This window comes from Arthrobacter sp. OV608, assembly GCA_900110595.1.
Classification (GTDB): domain Bacteria; phylum Actinomycetota; class Actinomycetes; order Actinomycetales; family Micrococcaceae; genus Arthrobacter.
This window is the reverse complement of the sequence record FOEZ01000010.1, coordinates 68,023-89,637: the sequence shown is the minus strand read 5'-3', so window position 1 is coordinate 89,637 and position 21,615 is coordinate 68,023. Positions and strand designations below refer to the sequence as shown.

The 21,615-nt window shown below is 64.8% G+C and carries 19 protein-coding genes; 6 read left to right on the top strand and 13 right to left on the bottom strand.

Annotation, left to right across the window (positions count from 1 at the left end):
- Positions 1 to 81: 81 nt before the first annotated feature.
- Both BMX78_RS14245 and BMX78_RS14240 read right to left on the bottom strand, forming a co-directional pair.
- Complete coding sequence (locus BMX78_RS14245; protein ID WP_091420375.1) at positions 82 to 1,326, bottom strand: beta-ketoacyl-[acyl-carrier-protein] synthase family protein; 1,245 nt, start codon at positions 1,324 to 1,326, stop codon at positions 82 to 84.
- Between the two features lie 5 nt (positions 1,327 to 1,331).
- On the bottom strand, positions 1,332 to 2,945 hold the full coding sequence (locus BMX78_RS14240; RefSeq protein WP_091420520.1) for a peptide chain release factor 3: 1,614 nt from the start codon (positions 2,943 to 2,945) through the stop codon (positions 1,332 to 1,334).
- A 287-nt stretch (positions 2,946 to 3,232) separates the two neighbouring features.
- Between BMX78_RS14240 and BMX78_RS14235 the strand changes: the two genes are divergently transcribed.
- From BMX78_RS14235 to disA, 3 genes are all read left to right on the top strand, one after another.
- Entirely contained in the window at positions 3,233 to 3,460 is a 228-nt protein-coding gene (locus BMX78_RS14235) for a hypothetical protein (RefSeq protein ID WP_091420373.1), read from the top strand.
- Positions 3,461 to 3,638: 178 nt separating this feature from the next.
- The gene (locus BMX78_RS14230; protein WP_091420371.1) at positions 3,639 to 4,523 is read left to right on the top strand and encodes a pentapeptide repeat-containing protein; all 885 of its coding nucleotides are present in this window, start codon (positions 3,639 to 3,641) and stop codon (positions 4,521 to 4,523) included.
- A 260-nt stretch (positions 4,524 to 4,783) separates the two neighbouring features.
- On the top strand, positions 4,784 to 5,860 hold the full coding sequence (disA, locus tag BMX78_RS14225) for a DNA integrity scanning diadenylate cyclase DisA (protein ID WP_091420370.1): 1,077 nt from the start codon (positions 4,784 to 4,786) through the stop codon (positions 5,858 to 5,860).
- A gap of 78 nt (positions 5,861 to 5,938) precedes the next feature.
- Here the strand turns inward: disA and BMX78_RS14220 are convergent, their stop codons facing one another.
- Positions 5,939 to 6,625, bottom strand: a complete 687-nt coding sequence (locus BMX78_RS14220) for a hypothetical protein (protein ID WP_091420368.1) — start codon at positions 6,623 to 6,625, stop codon at positions 5,939 to 5,941.
- Between the two features lie 177 nt (positions 6,626 to 6,802).
- Here BMX78_RS14220 and BMX78_RS14215 point away from each other — a divergent pair, with 177 nt between their 5' ends.
- Positions 6,803 to 7,747 carry an iron-sulfur binding domain-containing protein gene (locus BMX78_RS14215; RefSeq protein WP_091420367.1) on the top strand — a complete coding sequence of 315 codons (945 nt, stop codon included), beginning with the start codon at positions 6,803 to 6,805 and terminating at the stop codon, positions 7,745 to 7,747.
- An 89-nt stretch (positions 7,748 to 7,836) separates the two neighbouring features.
- Positions 7,837 to 8,328 (top strand): hypothetical protein, encoded by a 492-nt coding sequence (locus tag BMX78_RS14210; protein ID WP_091420365.1) that lies wholly within the window; start codon positions 7,837 to 7,839, stop codon positions 8,326 to 8,328.
- 8 nt (positions 8,329 to 8,336) lie between these two features.
- Here the strand turns inward: BMX78_RS14210 and BMX78_RS14205 are convergent, their stop codons facing one another.
- From BMX78_RS14205 to BMX78_RS14185, 5 genes are all read right to left on the bottom strand, one after another.
- Positions 8,337 to 8,516, bottom strand: a complete 180-nt coding sequence (locus BMX78_RS14205) for a hypothetical protein (RefSeq protein WP_091420516.1) — start codon at positions 8,514 to 8,516, stop codon at positions 8,337 to 8,339.
- A gap of 91 nt (positions 8,517 to 8,607) precedes the next feature.
- Entirely contained in the window at positions 8,608 to 9,303 is a 696-nt protein-coding gene (gene dhaM / locus BMX78_RS14200) for a dihydroxyacetone kinase phosphoryl donor subunit DhaM (RefSeq protein WP_091420364.1), read from the bottom strand.
- On the bottom strand, positions 9,300 to 9,932 hold the full coding sequence (dhaL, locus tag BMX78_RS14195) for a dihydroxyacetone kinase subunit DhaL (protein WP_091420362.1): 633 nt from the start codon (positions 9,930 to 9,932) through the stop codon (positions 9,300 to 9,302). The genes dhaM and dhaL overlap by 4 nt, the downstream gene beginning before the upstream one ends.
- A 2-nt stretch (positions 9,933 to 9,934) precedes the next feature.
- Positions 9,935 to 10,936, bottom strand: a complete 1,002-nt coding sequence (dhaK, locus tag BMX78_RS14190) for a dihydroxyacetone kinase subunit DhaK (RefSeq protein ID WP_091420361.1) — start codon at positions 10,934 to 10,936, stop codon at positions 9,935 to 9,937.
- Between the two features lie 307 nt (positions 10,937 to 11,243).
- Positions 11,244 to 11,753: an amino-acid N-acetyltransferase gene (locus tag BMX78_RS14185; RefSeq protein WP_091420359.1), complete on the bottom strand. Its 510-nt coding sequence runs from the start codon at positions 11,751 to 11,753 to the stop codon at positions 11,244 to 11,246.
- Between the two features lie 335 nt (positions 11,754 to 12,088).
- On the opposite strand from BMX78_RS14185, the gene BMX78_RS14180 reads away from it, so the two are divergent.
- On the top strand, positions 12,089 to 13,552 hold the full coding sequence (locus BMX78_RS14180; protein WP_170850821.1) for an amino acid permease: 1,464 nt from the start codon (positions 12,089 to 12,091) through the stop codon (positions 13,550 to 13,552).
- Between the two features lie 262 nt (positions 13,553 to 13,814).
- On the opposite strand, the gene BMX78_RS14175 is transcribed toward BMX78_RS14180, so the two are convergent.
- From BMX78_RS14175 to lysS, 5 genes are all read right to left on the bottom strand, one after another.
- The gene (locus BMX78_RS14175) at positions 13,815 to 15,938 is read right to left on the bottom strand and encodes a S9 family peptidase (RefSeq protein WP_091420358.1); all 2,124 of its coding nucleotides are present in this window, start codon (positions 15,936 to 15,938) and stop codon (positions 13,815 to 13,817) included.
- A gap of 546 nt (positions 15,939 to 16,484) precedes the next feature.
- Complete coding sequence (locus tag BMX78_RS14170; protein ID WP_091420356.1) at positions 16,485 to 18,977, bottom strand: ATP-dependent Clp protease ATP-binding subunit; 2,493 nt, start codon at positions 18,975 to 18,977, stop codon at positions 16,485 to 16,487.
- A 396-nt stretch (positions 18,978 to 19,373) separates the two neighbouring features.
- Positions 19,374 to 19,709 (bottom strand): histone-like nucleoid-structuring protein Lsr2, encoded by a 336-nt coding sequence (locus BMX78_RS14165; protein WP_091420354.1) that lies wholly within the window; start codon positions 19,707 to 19,709, stop codon positions 19,374 to 19,376.
- A gap of 123 nt (positions 19,710 to 19,832) precedes the next feature.
- The gene (locus tag BMX78_RS14160) at positions 19,833 to 20,021 is read right to left on the bottom strand and encodes a hypothetical protein (RefSeq protein WP_091420353.1); all 189 of its coding nucleotides are present in this window, start codon (positions 20,019 to 20,021) and stop codon (positions 19,833 to 19,835) included.
- Positions 20,022 to 20,023: 2 nt separating this feature from the next.
- A complete protein-coding gene (gene lysS, locus BMX78_RS14155; RefSeq protein WP_091420351.1) occupies positions 20,024 to 21,562 on the bottom strand; it encodes a lysine--tRNA ligase in 1,539 nt (512 codons plus the stop codon).
- Positions 21,563 to 21,615 lie beyond the last annotated feature (53 nt).

Genomic DNA, 21,615 nt, shown 5'->3' with positions numbered 1-21,615 from the left:
CGTTCGGGCGCCACCGCACCGTTCCGGCGTCACTGCACTGTTCCAGCGTCCGGGCAGGGAAACCGCCCGGACGCTGTGCGGCTATGAACCCGTGATCACCAGGGCAACGCTGTGCCCGCCGAAACCGAAGGCGTTTACCAATCCGGCCGACGGAGTACCCGGCTGGAGATGGCGGACGTCTTCGGTAACGACGTTAAGGTCCACCTCCGGGTCCAGCGCCTCCACGTTAAGGGTCCCCGGCAGCATTCCGGTCCGCAGCGCCTCCACCACCACCACGGCAGCCAGCGCTCCGGCACCGCCCAGCAGGTGGCCCGTATGCCCCTTGGTGGAGGTCACCGGGACGTCGGCACCGAAGATCGCGTTAATGGCCTGGCCCTCGAGCCGGTCGCCCACCGGTGTGGACGTGGCATGGGCGTGCACAAAACCGATGTCTTCCGCTTGCAGGCCGGCGGAGTCGAGTGCCTTCTGCATCACGCGCCGCTGCATGGCAGGATCGGCGGCCACAATGTCGTTCGCGTCGGAGGTCACCGCTCCCCCGGCAACCGCCCCCAGGATTGCTGCGCCGCGGGCGCGTGCGTGCTCTTCGCTCTCCAGCACCACCACGCCGGCGCCCTCTGCGAGCACAAAGCCGTCCCGGCCGCCGTCGAACGGCCGAGACGCGCGCTGCGGATCATCATTTCGGGTGGACAGCGCCCGGATCTGCGAAAAGCCGGTGACCACCAGGTCGTTGACGGAGGCGTCCACACCGCCGGCTATCACAACGTCGGCAGCACCGGAGCGGATCATCTCGGCAGCCTGGACAATGGCCTCAGCCCCGGAGGCGCAGGCGCTGACGGGCGTCCGGGCGCCGCCGCGGGCGCCGAGGTCGATGGACACCCAAGCCGCCGGCCCGTTGACCATCAGGCGCGTGAGGGTGTGCGGGGAAACCTTGCGCGGCCCCGATGCGGCGAGCGTCCGGTCCTGTTCCAGGGTGGATCCCAGCCCGCCGTAAGCCGAGCCGATCACCACGGCAAATCGCTCCGGGTCAACATCGGGAGCACCGGCCTGCTTCCAGGCTTCCCGGGCCGCGATCAGTGCCAGCTGGCCGCAGCGGTCCATGCGCTTCATCTCGCGGGTGCTCAGGTGTTCATTGAGGTCAGCGGTGACCTGGCCGGCCATTTTCACCGGCAGCTGTTCCGCCCACTCGGCCTCGAGGGGCGCAATCCCGGACTTGCCCGCCACCAGCGCGGCCCAGGTTTCCGGCACGGACGCGCCGAGAGGGTTGATGGTGCCGACGCCGGTGACCAGCGCGCGCGGTTGGGTTGCCCCGGATTGAAGTGCGTTCACGGTGCCTACTTTGCCGGGTTGTGGGTACCGATGGGCACCAGGGTGAGGTCGGGATGGTTCTTTTCGATGCGGCGCAGCGCCCAGACGTCGTTGAACAAGGCGAGGTACTCGCCGTCGGACCGCAACAGCACCTCGGCGCCGGGCACGTTGGCCAGCGCTGGCATGGCATCCGCCGTCGAAATCCTCGCCAACGAGTAGGGCAGGCGTTCCAGCCGCATGGGCGCACTGAAGTCGTGTGCCATCCGGTCCTCCACCACTTCAAACTGCATGGGGCCGACGGCGGCAAGCACCGGCGCCTGGTCGCCGCGGAGGTCGGAGCGGAGCAGCTGGATAACGCCCTCGTGTTCGAGCTGTTCGATGCCGCGGCGGAACTGCTTGAATTTGCTGGGGTCCTTGGAGCGTGCCACCTGGAAGTGCTCCGGGGCAAAGAGCGGGATGGCGGGGTATTCCACGGATTCGTCAAGGAACAGGCTGTCGCCCACGCGCAAGGATGATGCGTTGACCAGGCCCACGACGTCCCCGGGGTACGCCTCGTCAATGACCTCGCGTTCGCGGCCGAACACCTGCTGGGCGTACTTGGTGGCGAAAGACTTGCCGGTGCGGGTCTGCGTGACCACCATGCCCCGCTCGAAGACGCCGGAGCAGACGCGGATGAAGGCCACGTGGTCGCGGTGGGCCTTGTTCATGCCCGCCTGGACCTTAAAGACGAAGCCCGAGAACGGGGACTCAACCGGCCGCGGTTTGCCCTCGATGTCCGGCCGGGCAGCAGCCGGGGGGGCGAAGTCCACCAGCGCATCCAGCAGCTCCTTGACGCCGAAGTTGAGCGCGGCGGAGCTGAACAGGATAGGGGTGGCCTTGCCGGCGTGGAAGGCTTCGACGTCGAACTCAAGGTTGGATTCGATCACCAGGCCAGCCTCGTCCACGGCATCGGACCAGTTGCTGCCCTGGGTTTCAGCTGCCTCTTCAGGGGTGAAGTATTCGGTGATGGCGATCTGGGCGCCGGCGTTGTTGCGCTGGAACCGGGCGAAGCGGTCGTTGCGGAGGTCCCACACACCGCGAAAATCACCGGAGATGCCCACCGCCCAGGTCAGGGGCATGGGCTGCAGCCCGGTACGCTCGGTGATCTCATCCATCAGCGCCAGCGCGTCCAGGCCCGGCCGGTCCCACTTGTTGATGACGGTGATGATGGGAAGGTTGCGCTGCTTGCAGACCTCGAAGAGTTTCATGGTCTGGGTTTCCAGGCCTTTGGCGGCGTCCACCAGCATCACTGCACAGTCGACGGCGGCGAGCACGCGGTAGGTGTCTTCGGAGAAGTCGGCGTGGCCGGGGGTGTCCAGGAGGTTGATGACCGTGTCCCGGTAGGAGAACTGCAGCGCGGCCGAACTGATGGAGATGCCGCGGTCCTTTTCCATCTGCATCCAGTCGGAGACGGTTTCCTTACGGTTGGCCTTGCCGCTGGAGGCACCTGCGGTGCCGATCACCTTGGCGTGCAGGGCCAGCGCTTCGGTCAGCGTCGATTTGCCGGCGTCAGGGTGGGAAATGACAGCAAAGGTCCTGCGACGGCCCGCCTCTTTGTGAATCTCCGAGATCCGGGCGGGGGTGAGGACATCTTGGGACACGGTGCTACTTTCGCTGCGGGTGGGACTGTCCAGGCGCCTTTGCAGGCACTGCGCGCCGGAGCGCTGCGGCCCGGGCCGGGAAACGGACTGGCGGAAAGCCAAGTTCCAGTTTATCGCAGCGCGGCAAATCAATGCCGGTCCGCTTAACGCCGCGGAAACCACTGGTTCAAAGCCTCGAAATGAGTGCCCGCTACCGTGACCGCATGATGAGTCTCAACAACGCCTCCTGGGGCGCCTTCGTGTCACTCCGCACCGCCGTATCCGGCAGGGAAAGGAACTGATCAGTTATGCACGGCATTTCCTTCCCGGGCAACCTGTTTTTTGATCCCCTGGCCACAGGGCTGGTGGCGCCCGCCCCGGCTGCCCATCTTCGCGAGAGCGAATCGATGGACGCTCCGGGTACACCCCCGCGGCGGCCTACGCAGACGGCCGCCGAGCAGAAAGCACTGCGCGCCGCATCCCTGGTGAAAGTCAGCAGGGAGCTGGAACGGATGGTGCGGGAGCGTGCGCGCTAACCGCCTCGCCGCGGTATTCTTGATCCCAGTGACACTTCATTTTTCTCTGTGACCCAGAGCCTTAACAGCGGTTTCGGCTGGCTCCTCCTCGAAGGAGCCGTGATTGTGTGCGCCCGCCGGGGGAACTCCAGTTCCCCCCAAGACCGGCCACATCGAATCCCTGCGCCTGGAAGATCACATGCTCAAGCCTTCATCGCCTTACCCCCAAGCCCCCTATAAGACGCCGTCTTCGCCCGCCCTTGACCGGCAAGCGCTCCGTCCTGACTGCGCCAATTGTTTTGCCCTCTGCTGTACAGCCTTCGGGTTCACCAGGTCTGCCGACTTTGCCGTCGATAAAGATGCAGGAACCCCGTGCACCCAACTCGCCGCAGACTTTTCCTGCACCATCCACCAGAGCCTGCGGGCCCGGGGATTCAAAGGCTGCACAGTGTTTGACTGCTTTGGTGCGGGCCAGCGGGTGTCCCAGGGTCTCTTCGGCGGAGAAAGCTGGCTGGAGCGGCCGGCCGGCAAAGAGAAAATGTTCTCAGCCTTCAAGGCTGCCAGGCAACTGCATGAGATGCTCTGGTACCTGGCGGAGGCACAGGTGCGTACCTTTGATCCGGAGGCCTCGCAACGCGCGGTAGTCCTTCGCTCCATCATCGAAACGGCGGTCGGCGGTGATCCGGACGGGCTGTTGTCACTGGACGTCCAGGAGCTGCACGCCGAAGTCAGGTCGTTGCTGATGGCTGTCAGTGAAGAAGCCCGCGCGTCCTACTTCGCCACCGGGGATGACCACCTGGACACGGATCTTAGGCCCGGGGCAGATCTTATCGGCAAGGATTTGCGGTCCCGCCGGTTGTGCGGGGCGGACCTCAGAGGCAGCTACCTCATTGCAGCGGACCTTCGCGGCAGCGATCTGACTGCCGTGGACCTGCTGGGCGCGGACCTCAGGAACGCCAGGCTTGAGGGCGCCGACCTGTCCCGGGCCCTGTTCCTGACCCAACCGCAAATCAATGCGGCCCAGGGGGATCTCCGGACGCTTTTGCCCGCTGACGTGGCCGCCCCTTCACACTGGAGCCCATAGAGGAACCGTCCGTGCAGGGGCCGGGAGGTGTTTACGAATCCGCGAAATGCCCGCCCGGCCACCCGCCGTCGAACCCATTTTCCGCCTGTTGGCACTGCCCCCTAACGGGGCACTTTGGGGCCTGCCCGTGCGGAAGTTGCCGGTTCTTACCCCTATCATTGAGCTTGCGGGAGAATGAGCATTTTTTGATCCTGCCGGCGGAGCATCAAACCGGCATTCCTGCGGGCGTCCGGCCCGCACCTTTGAAGGGACACACTTAAATGGCGCGGAGCCCCGAAGAATCTCTCAGGGCAACCCTGGCCAGAGTGGCACCCGGAACCCCCCTTCGCGACGGGCTGGAGCGGATCCTGCGCGGACGCACCGGTGCACTGATAGTCCTGGGCATGGACCGGACCATCGAATCCATCTGCTCGGGTGGTTTCGATATCGGTATCGACTTCTCCCCCACCCGGCTCCGCGAACTGGCCAAGATGGATGGCGCCATCATCTGCGACAAGGATGCCGGCAACATCCTCCGCGCCGCCGTCCAGCTGGTCCCCGATTCCAGCATCGAGACCCAGGAATCGGGCACCCGCCACCGCACGGCCGAACGCGTGGCCATCCAGACGGGCGTACCCGTTATCTCGGTCAGCCAGTCCATGCAGATCATCGCCCTGTACGTGAACGGCTTGCGGCATGTCCTCGAGGGATCCGAAAAGGTCCTGGCCCGCGCCAACCAGGCCCTGGCCACCCTTGAGCGCTACCGGTCCCGCCTGGACCAGGTCACCAGTTCGTTGTCCGCCCTGGAGATCGAAGCGATGGTCACGGTCCGGGATGTCGCCGTCACCCTCCAGCGCCAGGAAATGGTCCGCCGCATCTCAGAGGAAATCTCCCAATACGTGCTGGAACTTGGCGAGGATGGCCGGCTCCTGTCGCTCCAGCTCGATGAGCTCACAGTGGGCCGCGGCCCCGGAAGCGACGTGATTATCCGCGATTACGCCAGCCCCAACGCTTCAGCCGATGACATCGAAAAAGCGGTCAACGAACTGGTGAACCTGGGACCTACCGAACTGATTGACCTGGGCAAGATCTCAAACATCGTGGGGTTTGCCGGCGGCGAAGCGAACCTGGACGCCGTGGTGCAGCCTCGGGGCTACCGCCTGCTTTCGGGCCTCAAGGCGGTTCCAAAAGCCGTTGCAGACCGTCTGGTAGACCACTTTGGCGGCCTGCAGTTCCTTATGGCAGCCACCATCGATGACCTGATGACCGTGGACGGCATCGGCGACCAGCGCGCCCGGACCGTGCGCGAAGGCCTCAGCCGGATGGCGGAAGCAAGCCTGCTGGACCGTTTCCTCTAAAGCCAGCCGGCTGCTGGGTAAATGCCGTTTTGAGCGGCCAGAAGGGCGGTTACCGAGCAGTCGCTTGAAAGGAACCCGTTAGTTCAGCTGGAAAACAGCCTTAGGGCTGGCTTTCGAGCCGAGCTTCGCGGTGAAGATGTAGTACGCGCCGCCGCCTCCGGGCTTGGCTTCCACCGGCTGGCAGCCTTCGAGGGAACGGTTCCGCGACCATGGGAAGTTGGCGGTTTCGCTGGCCCCCGGTGCGACGGTCTTCACCAGGTCCTCACTCTTAGCCTGGCAGTCCCTGGACGAAAAGATCCGGTCGGCGCCGCTGGTCACCAGGAATTCCATCTGTGAGGTTCCGATATTCACCTCGCACGGCATGGTGCCGCCGTTGGTCACCTTGAGTGTCAGCATCGGGTTTTCCCCGGGGCCGTAGGCGGCTTTGTCCGTCGACGCCGAGACGGTAACCAGGTTCTGGTTGCAGGTTGGGGTGGGTGACGGCGTCGGGGTGGGTGCGGAAGCAGAGGCCGACGGCGATGCCTGGCGGGAGGGGTCAGTGGACGCGGTTGCGCCGGCGGCCGGGTCAGTTGATGATGCCTGTTCGGACCCGCCACTGAAGGCGCCGGCGAGGGAGAATCCTCCCACCATCAGTGCGATCACCAGCAGCAAGGCCGCACCCAGGAACAGCCGGCGCCGGCGGTACACGGCAGGGCTCGGCTTGCGGACCCTGCTGGATCCGGATGCCGTCGTCCCGCCACGTGATGAATTGCCTTGCCCGCCCATCCTCCTAGGCTAGAGAACGGGGGCCGATCTGCTTTGCCACCACGCCGCCGGCAGCCCCATCGCTCTGGTCACATCCAGCATGGCGGCAGGGCCATATCCCGTTTCGGGCTCCGGAAACTGATCCATTACAGTGTTGGGATCGATACTGAAGCTTTAACCACCGCCGCGCCTGCCCGTTTGCCTTCGGAGCCGGAACTGCAGGAGCTGCATACCCGGATCAACGCGTGGTTCGCGGGCATTGCCCGCGACCTGCCCTGGCGCGAGGCCGCATGTTCTCCATGGGGTGTGCTGGTCAGTGAAATCATGCTGCAGCAGACCCCCGTGGTCCGGGTGCTGCCCGTCTGGCGTGAATGGCTGCAGCGTTGGCCCACCCCGGCCGGGCTGGCCGGCGAGCCGGCGGGAGAGGCAGTGCGGTCCTGGGGCCGTTTGGGCTATCCGCGCCGGGCGCTGCGGCTGCACGCGGCAGCAGTTGCCATCGTCGAAAACCACGGCGGCAAGGTTCCGGACAACTACGCCGACCTACTGGCGTTGCCGGGAGTGGGCAGCTACACGGCCGCGGCGGTGGCGGCCTTCGCCTACGGGCGCCGCGAAACCGTAGTGGACACCAACATCCGGCGGGTACACGCAAGGCTGGTCTCCGGCGTGGCGCTCCCCGCTCCCGCGCTGACGGCCGCGGAGATGCGGCTCGCCGCCCAGCTGCTCCCGGACGACGACGGCACATCAGTCCGCTGGAACGCTGCAGTGATGGAACTGGGGGCGCTCGTGTGCACAGCCCGCGCACCCAAGTGCGGCGACTGCCCGGTCCGGGACTCCTGTGCCTGGCGGGCGGCAGGTGAGCCGCCGCCGTCGTACATCCCGAAGGGACAGGCGTGGCACGGCACCGACCGCCAGGTTCGCGGAGCCGTGATGGCCGTGCTGCGCGTGGCCGAGGGGCCGGTGCCGGCGGAGATGTTCCAGCGGGAGCCGGCGGACCTGGGATTTGCGCCGGAGGGGATCGGGGTGCCCCTGGCGGCCCTGCACAGGCTGAACTCCGCCCCGGAGCAGCTGGAGCGGGCGCTGGCGGGGCTGCTTGCCGACGGCCTGGCCGAAGTGCAGCACGGCGGATACCGGCTGCCCGGTTAGAGCCTGCGCAGAGGGGGCCACCATAACGATGTCTGCATCACTTCACCCCTGACGGCAGGCAGGCACGGCGCCCGGCTTTACGCTGAAGTATGGGCAAGCGCGGACTGCTTTTGGCGCTGGTAACGACGGCGGGACTCGCCACTGCCTGCGGGCCGGGCCCAGGTGCGGTGCCCTGCCCGGCCATCGCCCAGGCCACAGCTGTATCGGTCACCGTCGCAGCGGAGTATGCGCCGCAGGTGGAGAAGCTGAACCTCAAGGCCTGCCAGGACGGGCAGTGCAAGGAAGAATACGTGGAGCTGCGCCCCGGCAGCGCATCGATCGACCAGGGCTGCACGCCGGAGGGGGTCTGCTCGGCCACTTCATCCCCGGACGGGACAAAGATCGCCACACTGTTTTTGGAGAGCCTGACCGAATCCCCCATGTCGGTCACCGCAACGTCCACGGCACCGGACGGGTCACCCCTGCCCGTGCGGACCATCGATTTCCGCCCGCGCGGCGACTACCCGTTTGGCGAGCAGTGCGGCCGGTTCATATCTGCGTCCGTGCTCCTTGACGCCGCCGGGCTGCGGGAACAGCCCTGATCCTGGAACTAGAGCTGGAACAGGGCGGGCTGGCCAAAGTCCTCCCCCGATGAAGCTTCGGGTCCGGCTCCCGCCGCTTCTTCCGGCAGCCATTCGAAGCCAAGGTCGGCGAGGAGTTCCTCAACGGACATTTGCCCCTCGAGCACTTCGATATCGGGGGTGGTGTCTTCAAGGTCCGGCCGTTCCATGGCATCGAGCATATTCGCAGCAGTCCGCTCCGGCGGTGCGAACACACCGCCCGGCCATCATCCGGATTTGTGCAGTCGATCTCGGATGGGCTTACGGCTCGCCGAAGCCAGCCTGCACCAGCCCGCCAACGTAGTTCACGGCGCGTTCGGCGTCCGCACCCCAGGCTTCAACATGCAGCACTGATCCCTTGCCGGCCGCCAGGGTCATCAGCGCTGTCATGGAGGTGGCATCCACGCCGTTGACCTGGACTTCCGCGTCCAGGGACGACAGGCCGCCGGCGATCTTGGCCGCCGGCCGCGCATGCATCCCTGCCTGGTTGATGAGCTCAAAGTCGCCGGTAAAGTCGGGCCCGGAACCGGTGACGGAACCTTCCGCCACCTCCTGGACCGCAGGGCTTTCGGAGTGCCGGGCGGGGCCGCGGACGGCTTCCGCTGCCCGCCTGACCGCCTGCACATCGCCGCCGCCCTGGGCGGCGACGGCAGCGGCCACCAGCCCTTCCACCAGGGGCGCGTCCGCCAGCAACACATCTTCCGGGTTCTCCGCGAATTCCAGGGCTGACTCCGCGGTCATCACGGCGGATCCCAGGTCGGTGAGGATCACGGCGCCACTGCCGTTGGGCACCTGGTCCAGTGCGGCCATGACCTTCTCCAAGCTGGTGCCGATCCGGCCGTCAGTGGTGCCGCCCGCTCGCAGGATGACGACGTCAGGCGCCATTTGCGCGGCAAGTTCCGCGGCGCCGTCGGCAATCTTTTCACTATGGGACACCACCACGATGCTGACGGTCACGCAGCCGCCTTTGCCGCGGCACGCATGATCAGGGCGCTGGAAGCCGCACCGGGATCGCGGTGCCCGGCGCTCCGCTCCCCCAGGTAACTGGCCCGCCCCTTCCGCGCCACGAGCGGATCAGTGGCCACCGCCCCCGCCTCCGCAGCCTCGGCGGCAGCCACAAGGACGGTCAAAGGATCAGTGCTGCCGTTTCCGGCTGCCTTGCCTGCCGCTTCAGCCGCCGGCGTCCAGGCGTCCACCATGGTTTTGTCCCCCGGCTCCGCTTTCCCGCGGGCCACAATCCCGTCCCGGGCTGCGGTGAGGGCACCGGCCCAGGCGGCAGGATCGATCTCGGCGGCGTCACCCAGGGACGTGGCAGCACGCAGGAACGCAGTGCCGTACAGCGGACCGGCAGCCCCGCCCACTTTGGACATCAGCGTCATCGCCGTAAGCTTCAATGCCGCACCCGGGGTTTCCGGCGGCGACTCGGACAGTTTGTCCAGGACAGCCTGGAAACCCCGGTCCATGTTTTCGCCGTGGTCCGAATCCCCGATGGCCCGGTCCAGCTCGATCAGCTCCACCCGGTGTTCCGCCATGGCCTGCGCGCACAGCGTCAACCACTTCACCGTCCAGTTCACATCGAGGACCACGGCTACACGCCCCAACGCAGCGCCGCCGTGTGTACCGGCGCGTCCCACAGTTCGGTGAGCTCATCGTCCAGCCTCAGTACTGAGATGGAACAGCCCTGCATCTCCAGGGAGGTGATGTAGTTGCCCACCAGGGAGCGTTCGACGGCGGCGCCCCTGTCCGCGAGCACCTTCGCGGCCCGCCGGTACACGATGTACAGCTCGCTCAGTGGAGTGCCGCCCATGCCGTTGACGAAGAGCAGCACCTTCTCCCCGGAGGTGATGCCGAGATCGGACAGCACGGGCTCCAGCAGGCGTTCCGTGATGCCGTCCGCTTTTTCCATGGCGATGCGGTGCCGGCCGGGTTCACCATGAATTCCGATGCCGATCTCGATTTCGTCCTCGGCAAGGTCGAAGCTGGGCTTCCCCGCGTGGGGAACGGTGCAGGCCGTGAGGGCCACACCCATGGTACGGACGTTGCTGTTGACCCGCTCGCCGATGGCCGCCACCGCGTCCAGGTCATCGCCGCGTTCGGCCGCGGCCCCGGCAATCTTCTCCACCAGCACCGTTCCGCCCACCCCGCGGCGGCCTGCCGTGTACAGGGAGTCCTCGACTGCCACGTCGTCATTGACCAGGACAGTGCGTACGTTCACGCCCTCGGCTTCCGAGAGTTCCGCCGCCGTTTCGAAGTTCAGGACGTCACCGGTGTAGTTCTTCACGATATGGACGACGCCGGCACCAGAGTCGACGGCGAGCGTCGCGGGAAGGATCTGGTCCGGCGTGGGCGAGGTGAACACCGCCCCCGGCACGGCGGCGTCGAGCATTCCCCGGCCCACAAATCCAGCGTGAAGCGGCTCGTGGCCACTGCCGCCGCCGGAGACCAGGCCCACTTTCCCGTTGACCGGCGCGTCCTTGCGCGTGACGAAAATGGGGTCTGGATTGACGGTCACGAGCTCTGGATGTGCCTGGCCAAATCCCTGCAGCGATTCTTCAACTACCGACCTTGGATCGTTGATGAGCTTTTTCATGGCGTTGCTCCTGGGCATGGTTCCTGGAGGATGACAGTCTGACCCTACTACCGGCCCATGGCGGGGCGGTAGGGTGCGGATTCGCGCAGACGCAGAAAAGGGACAGCCCCCAATGACCGTCCCTTTCCGTGGGCCCCCCAACCCGGCCGCAGCCAGTTTATCCATCAAATCGAGTAAAACCAAGCAGGTCAGATGGATATCTATGTATTTTGGGCTGCCAAAGGGATGCCGGCAGGCCGGGCCGGAACGGCTTCCGGGGGCCGGTCCGGATCGGAGTTTTAGAAGCGGAGTCCGGGCAGGGTTTTCGTCAGAGGAACTTGATCATGCGGGTGTTGCCCAGGGTGTTCGGCTTTACCCGCGCAAGATCGAGGAATTCCGCCACGCCTTCGTCATGGGACCGCAGCAGTTCTGAGTACACCGTCGGGTCCACGGCAGATTGATCTGCCATTACTTCGAAGCCGTGGCGCTTGAAGAAGTCCACCTCAAAGGTGAGGCAAAAGACGCGTGCCACGCCCAGGGCACGGGCTTCCTCAAGCAGGCTCTCCACCAGCACGTGGCCAACACCCTTACCGCGCCAGTCTTCGGAAGCAGCCAGGGTCCTCACCTCGGCAAGGTCTTCCCACATCACGTGGAGCGCTCCGCAACCGATCACGTCGCCGTCGTCCGCCTCGGCGATGCGGAACTCCTGCAGGCTCTCGTAGTAGGCCACGGTCTCCTTGGCCATCAGAATCCGTTGCTCAGCCAGCGGCGCAACTAGTTTCTTGATCGCGGACACATCGCTGGTGCGGGCAGGGCGGATATGGAAGGACTCGGTCACAGAGCAATCCTAGTTCGACGACACCAAGCCGGGGTTGCGTCCGTTTCGCCGCCGGCGCCATTTGCCGCTTGCTGCTCCTTCGTCGCTTTGACGCAAGCTACACAAATGACCCCGACGCCTCACTTACAGCCTCCCGCTTCACGGTTCCCGCTAATGTTCTTCACAAAGAAGCCGAGTTGAAGCTCTGCTTACGCTCGGACACGCGAACCCGGCTGGAGTGTGAAGACTTCTGCGTTCACAACAAGTGCCGTTTGGTGACAAATGCCGGGAACAACCAGTGTTGCGGATGTTACCCAAGTCACCCTAAAGGTGCAGCCGCACGACCCGGAGGAAAAATGGCCATAGGCTCCCCCACGCTGACCGATGAACCATTGGTGCACGACGAAAAACAGGGCCTTCGGCGGTCCATGGAGGCCCGCCACCTGGTGATGATTGCCATGGGAGGTGTCATAGGGTCCGGCTTGTTCCTCAGTTCGGGGTACACCATCGCGCAGGCGGGGCCCCTCGGAGCAATCATCGCCTACCTGCTCGGCGCCGTGGTGGTGTACATGGTGATGGCCTGCCTCGGCGAATTGGCTGTGGCGTATCCAGTGTCCGGTGCGTTCCACATCTACGCAGCCAGGTCCATCGGTCCAGCCACCGGTTTCGCCACCGCCTGGCTTTACTGGCTCTGCTGGGCGGTTGCCCTGGGCTCGGAATTCACCGCAGCCGGCCTTCTGATGCAGCGCTGGTTCCCTGGGGTGGATGTCTGGATTTGGTGCCTCGTTTTTGCGGCCGTACTGTTCACGCTGAACGCGATCTCTTCCCGGGTCTTTGGTGAATCGGAGTTTTGGTTCGCGCTGATAAAGGTTGCAGCCGTCATCGGGTTGATTGTCCTGGGCGGTGCAGCACTGCTCGGCTTTCATCCACTGGCGGAAAATGGCTATCCGTTCCTCGGCGAAAACCTCAATACGCCCCAAGGCCTGTTCCCTAACGGAATTACGGGTGTCCTGGTTACCACGCTTGCGGTCTTCTATGCATTCTCAGGGTCCGAACTCATTGGGGTGGCGGCTGGAGAAACGGCCAACCCGGCAGTCAATATTCCAAAGGCGATGCGGACCACCGTTATCCGCCTGATGATTTTCTTTGTTGGGGCCATCGCTGTTATCGCCGGTACGGTGCCCTACGCGGAAACCTCCCTGGAACAAAGTCCCTTTGTCACCGTTTTTGCACAGCTTGGCATTCCCTACGCGGCCGACATCATGAATTTCGTTATCATCACGGCCCTTTTGTCCGCCGGGAACTGTGGCCTGTTTTCGTGCGCCCGGATGCTCTTTTCCCTGGCCGATGAAGGCCAGGCTCCGAAGGCACTGCAGAAACTCACCAAGCGTGGCATTCCGTTGCTTGCCCTGTGCGTGAGCATGTTAGGCGGCCTGGCTTCGCTGATCAGCAGCGTGGTGGCACCAACCACGGTCTACCTGGTCCTGGTCTCTGTTGCCGGGTTCGCCACGGTGGGCGTCTGGATGTCCATCACGGCCGCGCACTTCTTCCACCGCCGAAACTTCCTCCGGGAGGGCGGGGACACGGCGTCGCTCCCCTACCGGGCGCCGCTGTTCCCGCTGCTGCCCATAGCCGCGTTTATCCTCTGCGTCATCTCCCTGATAGGCATAGGCTTCGACCCCACCCAAGCGACAGCCCTCTACTTCGGAATCCCCTTCGTAGCAGCCTGCTACGCCTACTTCCACTTCAAACACGGCCGAGGAAAGAAGACGCCCAAGCAGCAAGAAGACTCACAGCCACAAAAGATCAGCGCCCCCTAACCACCAAAAGTAAGGCGCGGGCGTTCCGGCAGCTGAGAGATATGGCTTGAACGCAGACCCGGGCATAAGGCGGCAAGGATGCGGCGACTATCTTGCCTCATTGCCTAGGTGACAGTCGGCAAGAGGCACGGAGGCTGGGACATTTATGTAGCGTGCGTCAAAGCGAGGAACGAGCAGCACGCGGGAAATGTCCCAGCCTCCGGGCCGGACCCAGCCGTACCCCGCCGGGGCCGATCAGAGCGACAAGCGGAACCGGATAGAGCTAGAGTCCCAGCTCGGCAGGCAGGGGCACATCCTGGTCCAGGACGTTCCGGGCCAAAAAGTGCTCTACGACCCCGTACCAAACCTTCGCGTGCTGTGGCTGCAGGACCCAGTGGTTTTCGTCGGGGAAGTACAGGAACCGGTGCGGGGTCCGGCCATCCTGGTCCGCGGCAAGCTGTGACTTGGACAGCAGCTCGTACCAGAGCCGCAGCCCTTCCCCGATGGGGACGCGGTAGTCCTTGTCTCCGTGGATCACCAGCATGGGGGTGCTGATTTTTTCGACGTGCAGATGTGGTGAATTTTCCATGGCCATCTCTTCGGTCATTTCCTTGAGCCAGTACTGGGAGGCGTCGGTGGTTGGGCCGAACTGGTCCAGCGCCCAGAGGCTCGCGTGGGTCACGATGGCCTTGAACCGGTCCGTCTGGCCTGCAACCCAGTTGGCCATGTAGCCGCCGAAGGAGCCGCCCATGGCGGCGGTGCGTTCCGGATCGATATCGGGTCTGCTAACAGCCGCATCAGTGGCCGCCATCAGGTCCGTGAACGGCGTCTTGCCCCACGCACCCCAGCCGCGCTGGATGTAATTCTGGCCGTAACCCGTTGAGAGCGCGGGGTCAGGCAGGAGCACCGCGTATCCCTTGGCCGTGAGCAGCCACGGGTTCCAGCGCCAGGTCCAGGCATTCCACGATCCCAGCGGGCCGCCGTGGATCCACAAGAGCATCGGGGCCGGGGACTCCGCAGACGCGCCCTCGGGCAGCGCCAGGTAGGCCGGAACCCGGGAACCGTCAGCAGCTGTGGCTGCGATCCGTTCAAGCCGGCCGGACCGCGCGGGACGGTCTGCGGGGGCCGGGAGGCGGGTCGTTTCCCCGGTCTGCAGGTCGATGCGGACAGCCTCAGGGGGAAACTCATAGGAACTGCGGAGGGCATAGGCGTGGCGTCCCTCGGGCGAGATGACGACGTCGGTGTACGCCGACGCGTCCTGCGTCACCCGGGTGACACTCACTTCAGCGGCAGCGGCCGGGACGCTGATCCGGAAAACCGGCGACGCGCCGTCGTCGTCCGCGGTGACCAGGAGGGCGGAACTGTCCGGCAGCCAGGCTGCGGGCTTGGCCCAGCGGTCCCAGTCATGCGCCAGGGGCGCCAGCCGGGCCGCTCCACGCTCCACCCCTTCCGGTACGTCCAGGAGGTGCAGTTTGACCTGCGGAGCCTGGTGCGGGGTGCTGTCTCTCTCGCTGACGACCACCAGGGTTTTTCCGTCCGGGCTGACGGGGCCGGGGAAGTAGCTCATGCCATCCTGGTCCAGGAGCACGTTGGTGGTTCCGGAAGCCACGTCGACAGCCACGAGGATGGAGCGGCTGTCGGCCTTGGCCAGCGGCTTGGCGTAGCTCGCGTAAATGGTCTGCCCATCGGGGCTGACGGCGGTTTCGGCCTCGCGCAGCCGGGGTCCCGCCTCCGGAGTGAGGTTCCTTAGTGCCAGCGGGGCGGCGGAGTCCACAGTGGCGGGCTTTCCGGGTTCCTGCTCTTTTCCAGGCTCGACGGCGAAAATCCGCGGCTGCCCCGGCCCCAGGTCCGCGTCCCAGTACCGAACCGGATATTCGCTGTGCAGGATGGCCGAGACTTTGTTGTCCTTGCGCGACTTGCGGCGCTCGGCGTCGTCCTCCTCATCCTCAGAACCGGCAAGGACCTCCGCCACCACGAAGGTAGCGTCAGCGTTCCTGGCGGTCAGCACGGAGCTCACACCGCCCGGGCGGGTGAGCACCACGCGCGCCTCACCGCCGTCGGCCGGCAAAAGCCACAGGGCGTTGACCGGGTCTCCCTCGGGGCTCTCAGGATCGGGCCGCCCCGAAGTGAAGTAGACGTCACCGTTCGCTGCGAACGCGGCCCCGGCCTCGCCCTTGGTGCTGCGGGTAATCCGGCGGGCCTGCTTCTGCCCGGCCGGATCAAGCTCCCACAGTGCGGTGGCAAACTCGGTGCCCTTGCCGTTGAGGGTGGCCACTGTAGTGACCAGTCTGCCGCCGTCCGGGCTCAAAGCCAGCCCGCTAACGCGCGGGATGGAGAGGTAATGGTCGATGTCGTGAAAAGGGGTCAAAGGTCGCTCATCCGGGATCACCGGTTCCAAGTTAGCCATGCCCCCGATTCAACCCGAGTTGTGCTTCCCGTCACAACCGCCACGCTCACTTGGCTTTGTCTCCGTGGCCAAGTTCGTACCGGCCCCGACTGCGTTCCCGCGGCTGAGTCCGCTCCGGCCCCGGCGCCATTTGCCGCTTGCTGCTCGTTCCTCGCTTTGACGCAAGCTACACAAATGACCCCGGCGCCCTCGCTTGTGCCTGAGAAACGATCCGAAGCAGCAGGCTTTCCGTAAGTGCGGCCCTGCCCCGCATGAACGGTGTTGGGCAGCAACGGTTCTGCGGGGAAGGGCCGCCCATGCGAGCTCAACCTGGGGATTCCCCACAGCCGCCCCCCCACGAGGTGCCGGGCATCAGGGATTTATGTAGGCGCCGTCAAAGCGAGGAACGAGCAGGCGCCGGGAAATCTCTGATGTCCGGCGCCGAACCCCCCCCGGGGAGCGAACCCAGCCACGGACGAAGCGCCGGACTAAACCACGGATGGGAGCTTAACAAGCGAAAGCCCCGCCTGCTCCGGTGGGGAGCGGGCGGGGCTTTGGCTGTGGAGACTAGACGCTCGGCGCGATTTCCGGGATACGCGGCTTGGCGTTGCCGGCGAACGTGAACTTGGCGTCGTCGCCGTCGCCTTCCACGTCCACTACGACGATGTCGCCGGCGTGGATTTCGCCGAACAGGATCTTCTCGGAGAGCTGATCCTCGATCTCGCGCTGGATGGTGCGGCGCAGCGGCCGGGCACCCATGGCGGGATCGTAACCGCGCGTGGCCAGGAGCACCTTGGCGGCCTTGGTCAGCTCGATGCCCATGTCCTTGTCCTTGAGCCGCTTCTCCAGGCGGGTCACGAACATGTCCACGATCTCGATGATCTCGTCCTGGGTCAGCTGAGGGAACACCACAACGTCGTCAACACGGTTCAGGAACTCGGGGCGGAAGTGCTGCTTGAGCTCCTCGGTGACACGGGCACGCATGCGGTTGTAGCCGGTCTGCGTGTCGGTGCCGGACTGGAAGCCCGTGGCAACACTCTTGGAGATGTCCCGGGTGCCCAGGTTGGTGGTCATGATGATCACGGTGTTCTTGAAGTCCACCACGCGGCCCTGGGAGTCGGTCAGGCGGCCGTCTTCCAGGATCTGCAGCAGCGAGTTGAAGAGGTCCGCGTGGGCCTTTTCCACTTCGTCGAACAGCACTACGGAGAACGGACGGCGCCGGACCTTTTCGGTCAGCTGGCCGCCTTCCTCGTAGCCGACGTAGCCCGGAGGGGCACCGAAGAGCCGCGAGACGGTGTGCTTCTCGGAGTACTCCGACATGTCCAGCGTGATGAGGGCGTCCTCTTCACCGAACAGGAACTCCGCCAGTGCCTTGGCCAGCTCGGTCTTGCCGACGCCGGTGGGGCCGGCGAAGATGAACGAGCCACCGGGACGCTTGGGGTCCTTGAGCCCTGCACGGGTGCGGCGGATGGCCTGTGACAGTGCTTTGATGGCCTCGTCCTGGCCCACCACGCGCTTGTGCAGTTCGTCTTCCATCTTCAGCAGGCGGGAGGATTCTTCCTCGGTCAGCTTGAAGACCGGGATGCCGGTGGAGTTGGCCAGCACCTCGGCGATGAGATCCTCATCCACCTCGGAGATGTCGTCCATGCCGCCGGACTTCCAGTGGCGTTCCTTTTCGGAACGCTCGGTGATCATCTTCTGCTCCTTGTCACGGAGCGCAGCTGCACCTTCGAAGTCCTGCGCATCAATCGCGGACTCCTTCTCCATCTTCAGCTTGGCGATGCGCTCGTCCATGGCCTTGAGCTCCGGCGGAGCGGTCATGCGGCGGATGCGCAGCCGTGCGCCTGCCTCGTCGATCAGGTCGATCGCCTTGTCCGGCAGGAAGCGGTCCGAGATGTAGCGCTCGGCGAGGCTGGCCGCAGAGGCCAGGGCGCCGTCGGTGATGGTGACGCGGTGGTGCGCTTCGTAGCGGTCACGCAGGCCCTTGAGGATCTCGATGGCATGTGCCACGGAGGGTTCCTTGACCTGGATGGGCTGGAAGCGGCGCTCCAGCGCGGCATCCTTCTCGATGTGCTTGCGGTACTCGTCAAGCGTGGTGGCACCGATGGTCTGCAGTTCACCGCGGGCCAGCATGGGCTTCAGGATGGAGGCAGCGTCGATGGCACCTTCGGCGGCACCGGCACCCACGAGGGTGTGGATTTCGTCGATGAACAGGATGATGTCGCCACGGGTGCGGATTTCCTTGAGGACCTTCTTCAGGCGCTCTTCGAAGTCGCCACGGTAGCGGGAGCCTGCCACCAGGGACCCGAGGTCCAGGGTGTACAGCTGCTTGTCGCGGATGGTCTCCGGGACATCGCCGCGGACGATCGCCTGGGCGAGGCCTTCGACGACGGCGGTTTTACCGACGCCGGGCTCACCGATCAGCACCGGGTTGTTCTTGGTACGGCGGGAGAGGACCTGCATGACGCGTTCCATCTCCTGCTCGCGCCCGATGACCGGATCCAGCTTGTTTTCCCGGGCAGCCTGGGTCAGGTTGCGGCCGAACTGGTCCAGCACCACGGAACCTGCCGGAGCGCCTTCGGGCTGGCCGGAGCCAACGCCTGCGCCGGTGGTTTCCTTGCCCTGGTAGCCCGACAGGAGCTGAATGACCTGCTGGCGGACCCGGTTGAGGTCGGCGCCGAGCTTGACCAGCACCTGGGCAGCAACACCCTCACCCTCGCGGATGAGGCCCAGCAGGATGTGCTCCGTGCCGATGTAGTTGTGGCCCAGCTGGAGGGCTTCGCGCAGCGAGAGCTCCAGCACCTTCTTGGCACGGGGGGTGAAGGGGATGTGGCCGGACGGCGCCTGCTGGCCCTGCCCGATGATCTCCTGCACCTGCTCGCGAACGCCGTCGAGCGAAATGCTCAAGGACTCAAGAGCTTTGGCGGCAACGCCCTCACCCTCATGGATAAGACCCAAGAGGATGTGTTCGGTACCGATGTAATTGTGGTTCAGCATGCGTGCCTCTTCTTGGGCAAGCACAACTACGCGACGGGCACGGTCCGTAAATCGCTCAAACATTTCGCCACACTCCTAGCTACGACGTACTTTGATGCTACGTGGCCAGCCCATACTTGTGGAGCGTGTTCGCCACGGGGGAAACCGCAGTGTTCACGGAATATTTGGAACAGCCCCTTCGGGGCGCTTCCATCACGGCGATGAGGAGGCCAAAGAGCCTCTTTCTCGAGGGAACGGAAGAGCGCGTCACATCAGCCGCACCCTCAGTAACGGCCGCCGCCGCGTCAGGGTCCTGATCCTTGATGCAAGGCGCGGGCCTTGAAGGTTCCGGCCCCTCCCAAACACCCCGATGACGCCAGGAGCAGTTACCGGGCCGTGCCGCCCATTTGAGTCCCGCAACCGAAAAAGCCCTGCTCCCAAAATAGGAAGCAGGGCTTATTACGTGAGCTGCCGGCGTAACTAGGAATTGGCCTTTTGGTAGGCTTCCTGGATTTCAGCCTGAATTCGGCCGCGGCTGTTAACCGTGTAGCCGTTTTCGCGGGCCCATTGACGAATCTGGGCCGAATCGTGGCTGCGGCCACCGGTGGGCGCTTTTGCCCGGGCAGTCCGGCCGCTGCCGCCGGAAGCCTTTCGTGCTGCGCCGATAAAACGCTCCAGTGAGGAGCGAAGTTCCGCGGCATTCGCTGCGGAAAGATCGATCTCGTAGTTGACCCCGTCAAGGCCAAACTTAACATTCTCGTCTGCGGATCCCCCATCCAGATCATCAACGAGGATGATGTTTACTTTCTGTGCCATTAAAAGACTTCCTCTTGGAAAGGTTCGGGTTTTCAGAAAAGCAGGATGTTTCCTAAAAAGTATGACTCTTTTTATGGCAACGCGTCAAAGTGCCTAATGGCCCCTGGGGATAAATGCGGAAAATCAGGGGGCTTTATCTTTTGATTCGGGGTCATTGCGGTCCGCCGGAGTTGCTGCCCGGGCTTCGGCTTCTGCCTGCGCACGAGCCTCCGCCTGGCGCTCGGACTTGTCCGCGTTAAAGATCGCTTTCATGGCGAACCAGAAAAGCAAACCCACCACAATGGAGGGCAACAGGACAGCAACGTATTCCATGGTCAGTGGCCCTCGGGCTTGAGCAGCGGGAACAGGATGGTTTCGCGGATGCCGGCACCGGTGAACAGCATGACGAGCCGGTCGATTCCGAGGCCAATGCCACCCATGGGAGGAGCACCGTATTCGAGCGCCCGCAGGAAGTCTTCATCCAGCTGCATCGCCTCATCGTCGCCGGCCGCTGCGTGGCGGGACTGTTCGGTGAGCCGTTCGCGCTGGATGACGGGGTCGATCAACTCCGAGAATGCGGTGCCGCGCTCCATGCCGCCGATGATGAGGTCCCAGGCCTCGATCAGCCGGCCGTCCTTGCGGTGCGGGCGGGCCAGCGGCTGGGCCGACGGCGGGTAGTCGTAAACGAAAGTGGGGTTCAGCAGCGTGGGCTCGACGATTTCGCCGAAGAGCTCAACCACCAGCTTTTCGGCGTCCCACTTCGGGTCCACCTTGACCTCGTGCTTCTCAGCGATCGCGCGAAGCACCTCCAGCGGAGTGTCCGGCGTGATGTCCTGCCCAACGGCGTGGGACAGTCCCGGGTACACGGAGACCCAGGCCCAGTCGCCGTCGAGGTTGATCTCCCCTGCTTCGGTCTGCACGACGCGGCCGGCACCCACGGCATCGGCGGCGTCGAGGATGATCTCCTTGATTCGCTCGGCCATCACAAACTGGTCCGCCCACGCCTCGTAGCACTCGAGCGTGGTGAATTCCGGGCTGTGGGTGGAGTCCACGCCTTCATTGCGGAAAACCCGGCCCATGTCGTAGACGCGGTCGATGCCGCCCACCACGGCGCGCTTGAGGTAGAGCTCGGTGGCGATGCGCAGGGTCATCTTCTGGTCGAAGGCGTTCATGTGGGTCTCGAACGGCCGCGCCAGCGCGCCGCCGTGGACCAGGTTGAGGATGGGCGTTTCCACCTCAACATAGTTGTGCCGGAACAGCGTTTCGCGGATGGAGCGGGTGATAGCTGCGCGGGTGTAGACCATTTCACGGGCTTCGTCGCGGACCATCAGATCCACATAACGCTGGCGGACCCGGGTTTCCTCGTTCAGCTCGGCGTGCAGCACCGGCAGCGGGCGGAGCGCCTTGGAAGCCATGGACCAGGAATCGGCCATGATGGACAGCTCGCCGCGGCGGGAGGAGATGACCTCTCCCTTGATGAATACGTGGTCGCCAAGGTCAACGAGGGCCTTCCAGTCAGCGAGCGCTTCCTCGCCGATGTTGGCAAGGCTGAGCATGGCCTGCAGGCGGGTCCCCTTGCCGTCCGTGCCGCCCTCCTGGAGGGTTGCGAAGCACAGCTTTCCGGTGTTGCGGACGAACACCACGCGCCCGGTGACGCCTACGATGTCGCCGGTGGTGTCGTCAGCCTGGAGGTGGGCGTACTTTTCCCGGATCTCAGCGAGGGAATGCGTCCGCTCCACACCCACCGGGTACGCCTCAACGCCGCGCTCGATCAGTTTGGCGCGCTTCTCCATGCGGATCCGCATCTGCTCGCTGGCATCCAGCGGCTCCGGGGCGTTCTTGGGCGAGGGGGTGTTTTGGGAAGTCACAATCATCAAGTTTACCGGGCATCCGGCCGGCCCGGCTGCGCGGCCTCCCAACCGGGCCT

Coding starts and splice junctions, on each gene's coding strand:
- BMX78_RS14210 (WP_091420365.1), top strand. CDS start 7,837: ATGGGCAAGCGCGGACTGCTTTTGGCGCTGGTAACGACGGCGGGACTC.
- BMX78_RS14180 (WP_170850821.1), top strand. CDS start 12,089: ATGGCCATAGGCTCCCCCACGCTGACCGATGAACCATTGGTGCACGAC.
- lysS (WP_091420351.1), bottom strand. CDS start 21,562: ATGATTGTGACTTCCCAAAACACCCCCTCGCCCAAGAACGCCCCGGAG.
- BMX78_RS14165 (WP_091420354.1), bottom strand. CDS start 19,709: ATGGCACAGAAAGTAAACATCATCCTCGTTGATGATCTGGATGGGGGA.
- BMX78_RS14235 (WP_091420373.1), top strand. CDS start 3,233: ATGCACGGCATTTCCTTCCCGGGCAACCTGTTTTTTGATCCCCTGGCC.
- disA (WP_091420370.1), top strand. CDS start 4,784: ATGGCGCGGAGCCCCGAAGAATCTCTCAGGGCAACCCTGGCCAGAGTG.
- BMX78_RS14170 (WP_091420356.1), bottom strand. CDS start 18,977: ATGTTTGAGCGATTTACGGACCGTGCCCGTCGCGTAGTTGTGCTTGCC.
- BMX78_RS14175 (WP_091420358.1), bottom strand. CDS start 15,938: ATGGCTAACTTGGAACCGGTGATCCCGGATGAGCGACCTTTGACCCCT.
- dhaK (WP_091420361.1), bottom strand. CDS start 10,936: ATGAAAAAGCTCATCAACGATCCAAGGTCGGTAGTTGAAGAATCGCTG.
- BMX78_RS14160 (WP_091420353.1), bottom strand. CDS start 20,021: ATGGAATACGTTGCTGTCCTGTTGCCCTCCATTGTGGTGGGTTTGCTT.
- BMX78_RS14230 (WP_091420371.1), top strand. CDS start 3,639: ATGCTCAAGCCTTCATCGCCTTACCCCCAAGCCCCCTATAAGACGCCG.
- BMX78_RS14220 (WP_091420368.1), bottom strand. CDS start 6,625: ATGGGCGGGCAAGGCAATTCATCACGTGGCGGGACGACGGCATCCGGA.
- BMX78_RS14205 (WP_091420516.1), bottom strand. CDS start 8,516: ATGGAACGGCCGGACCTTGAAGACACCACCCCCGATATCGAAGTGCTC.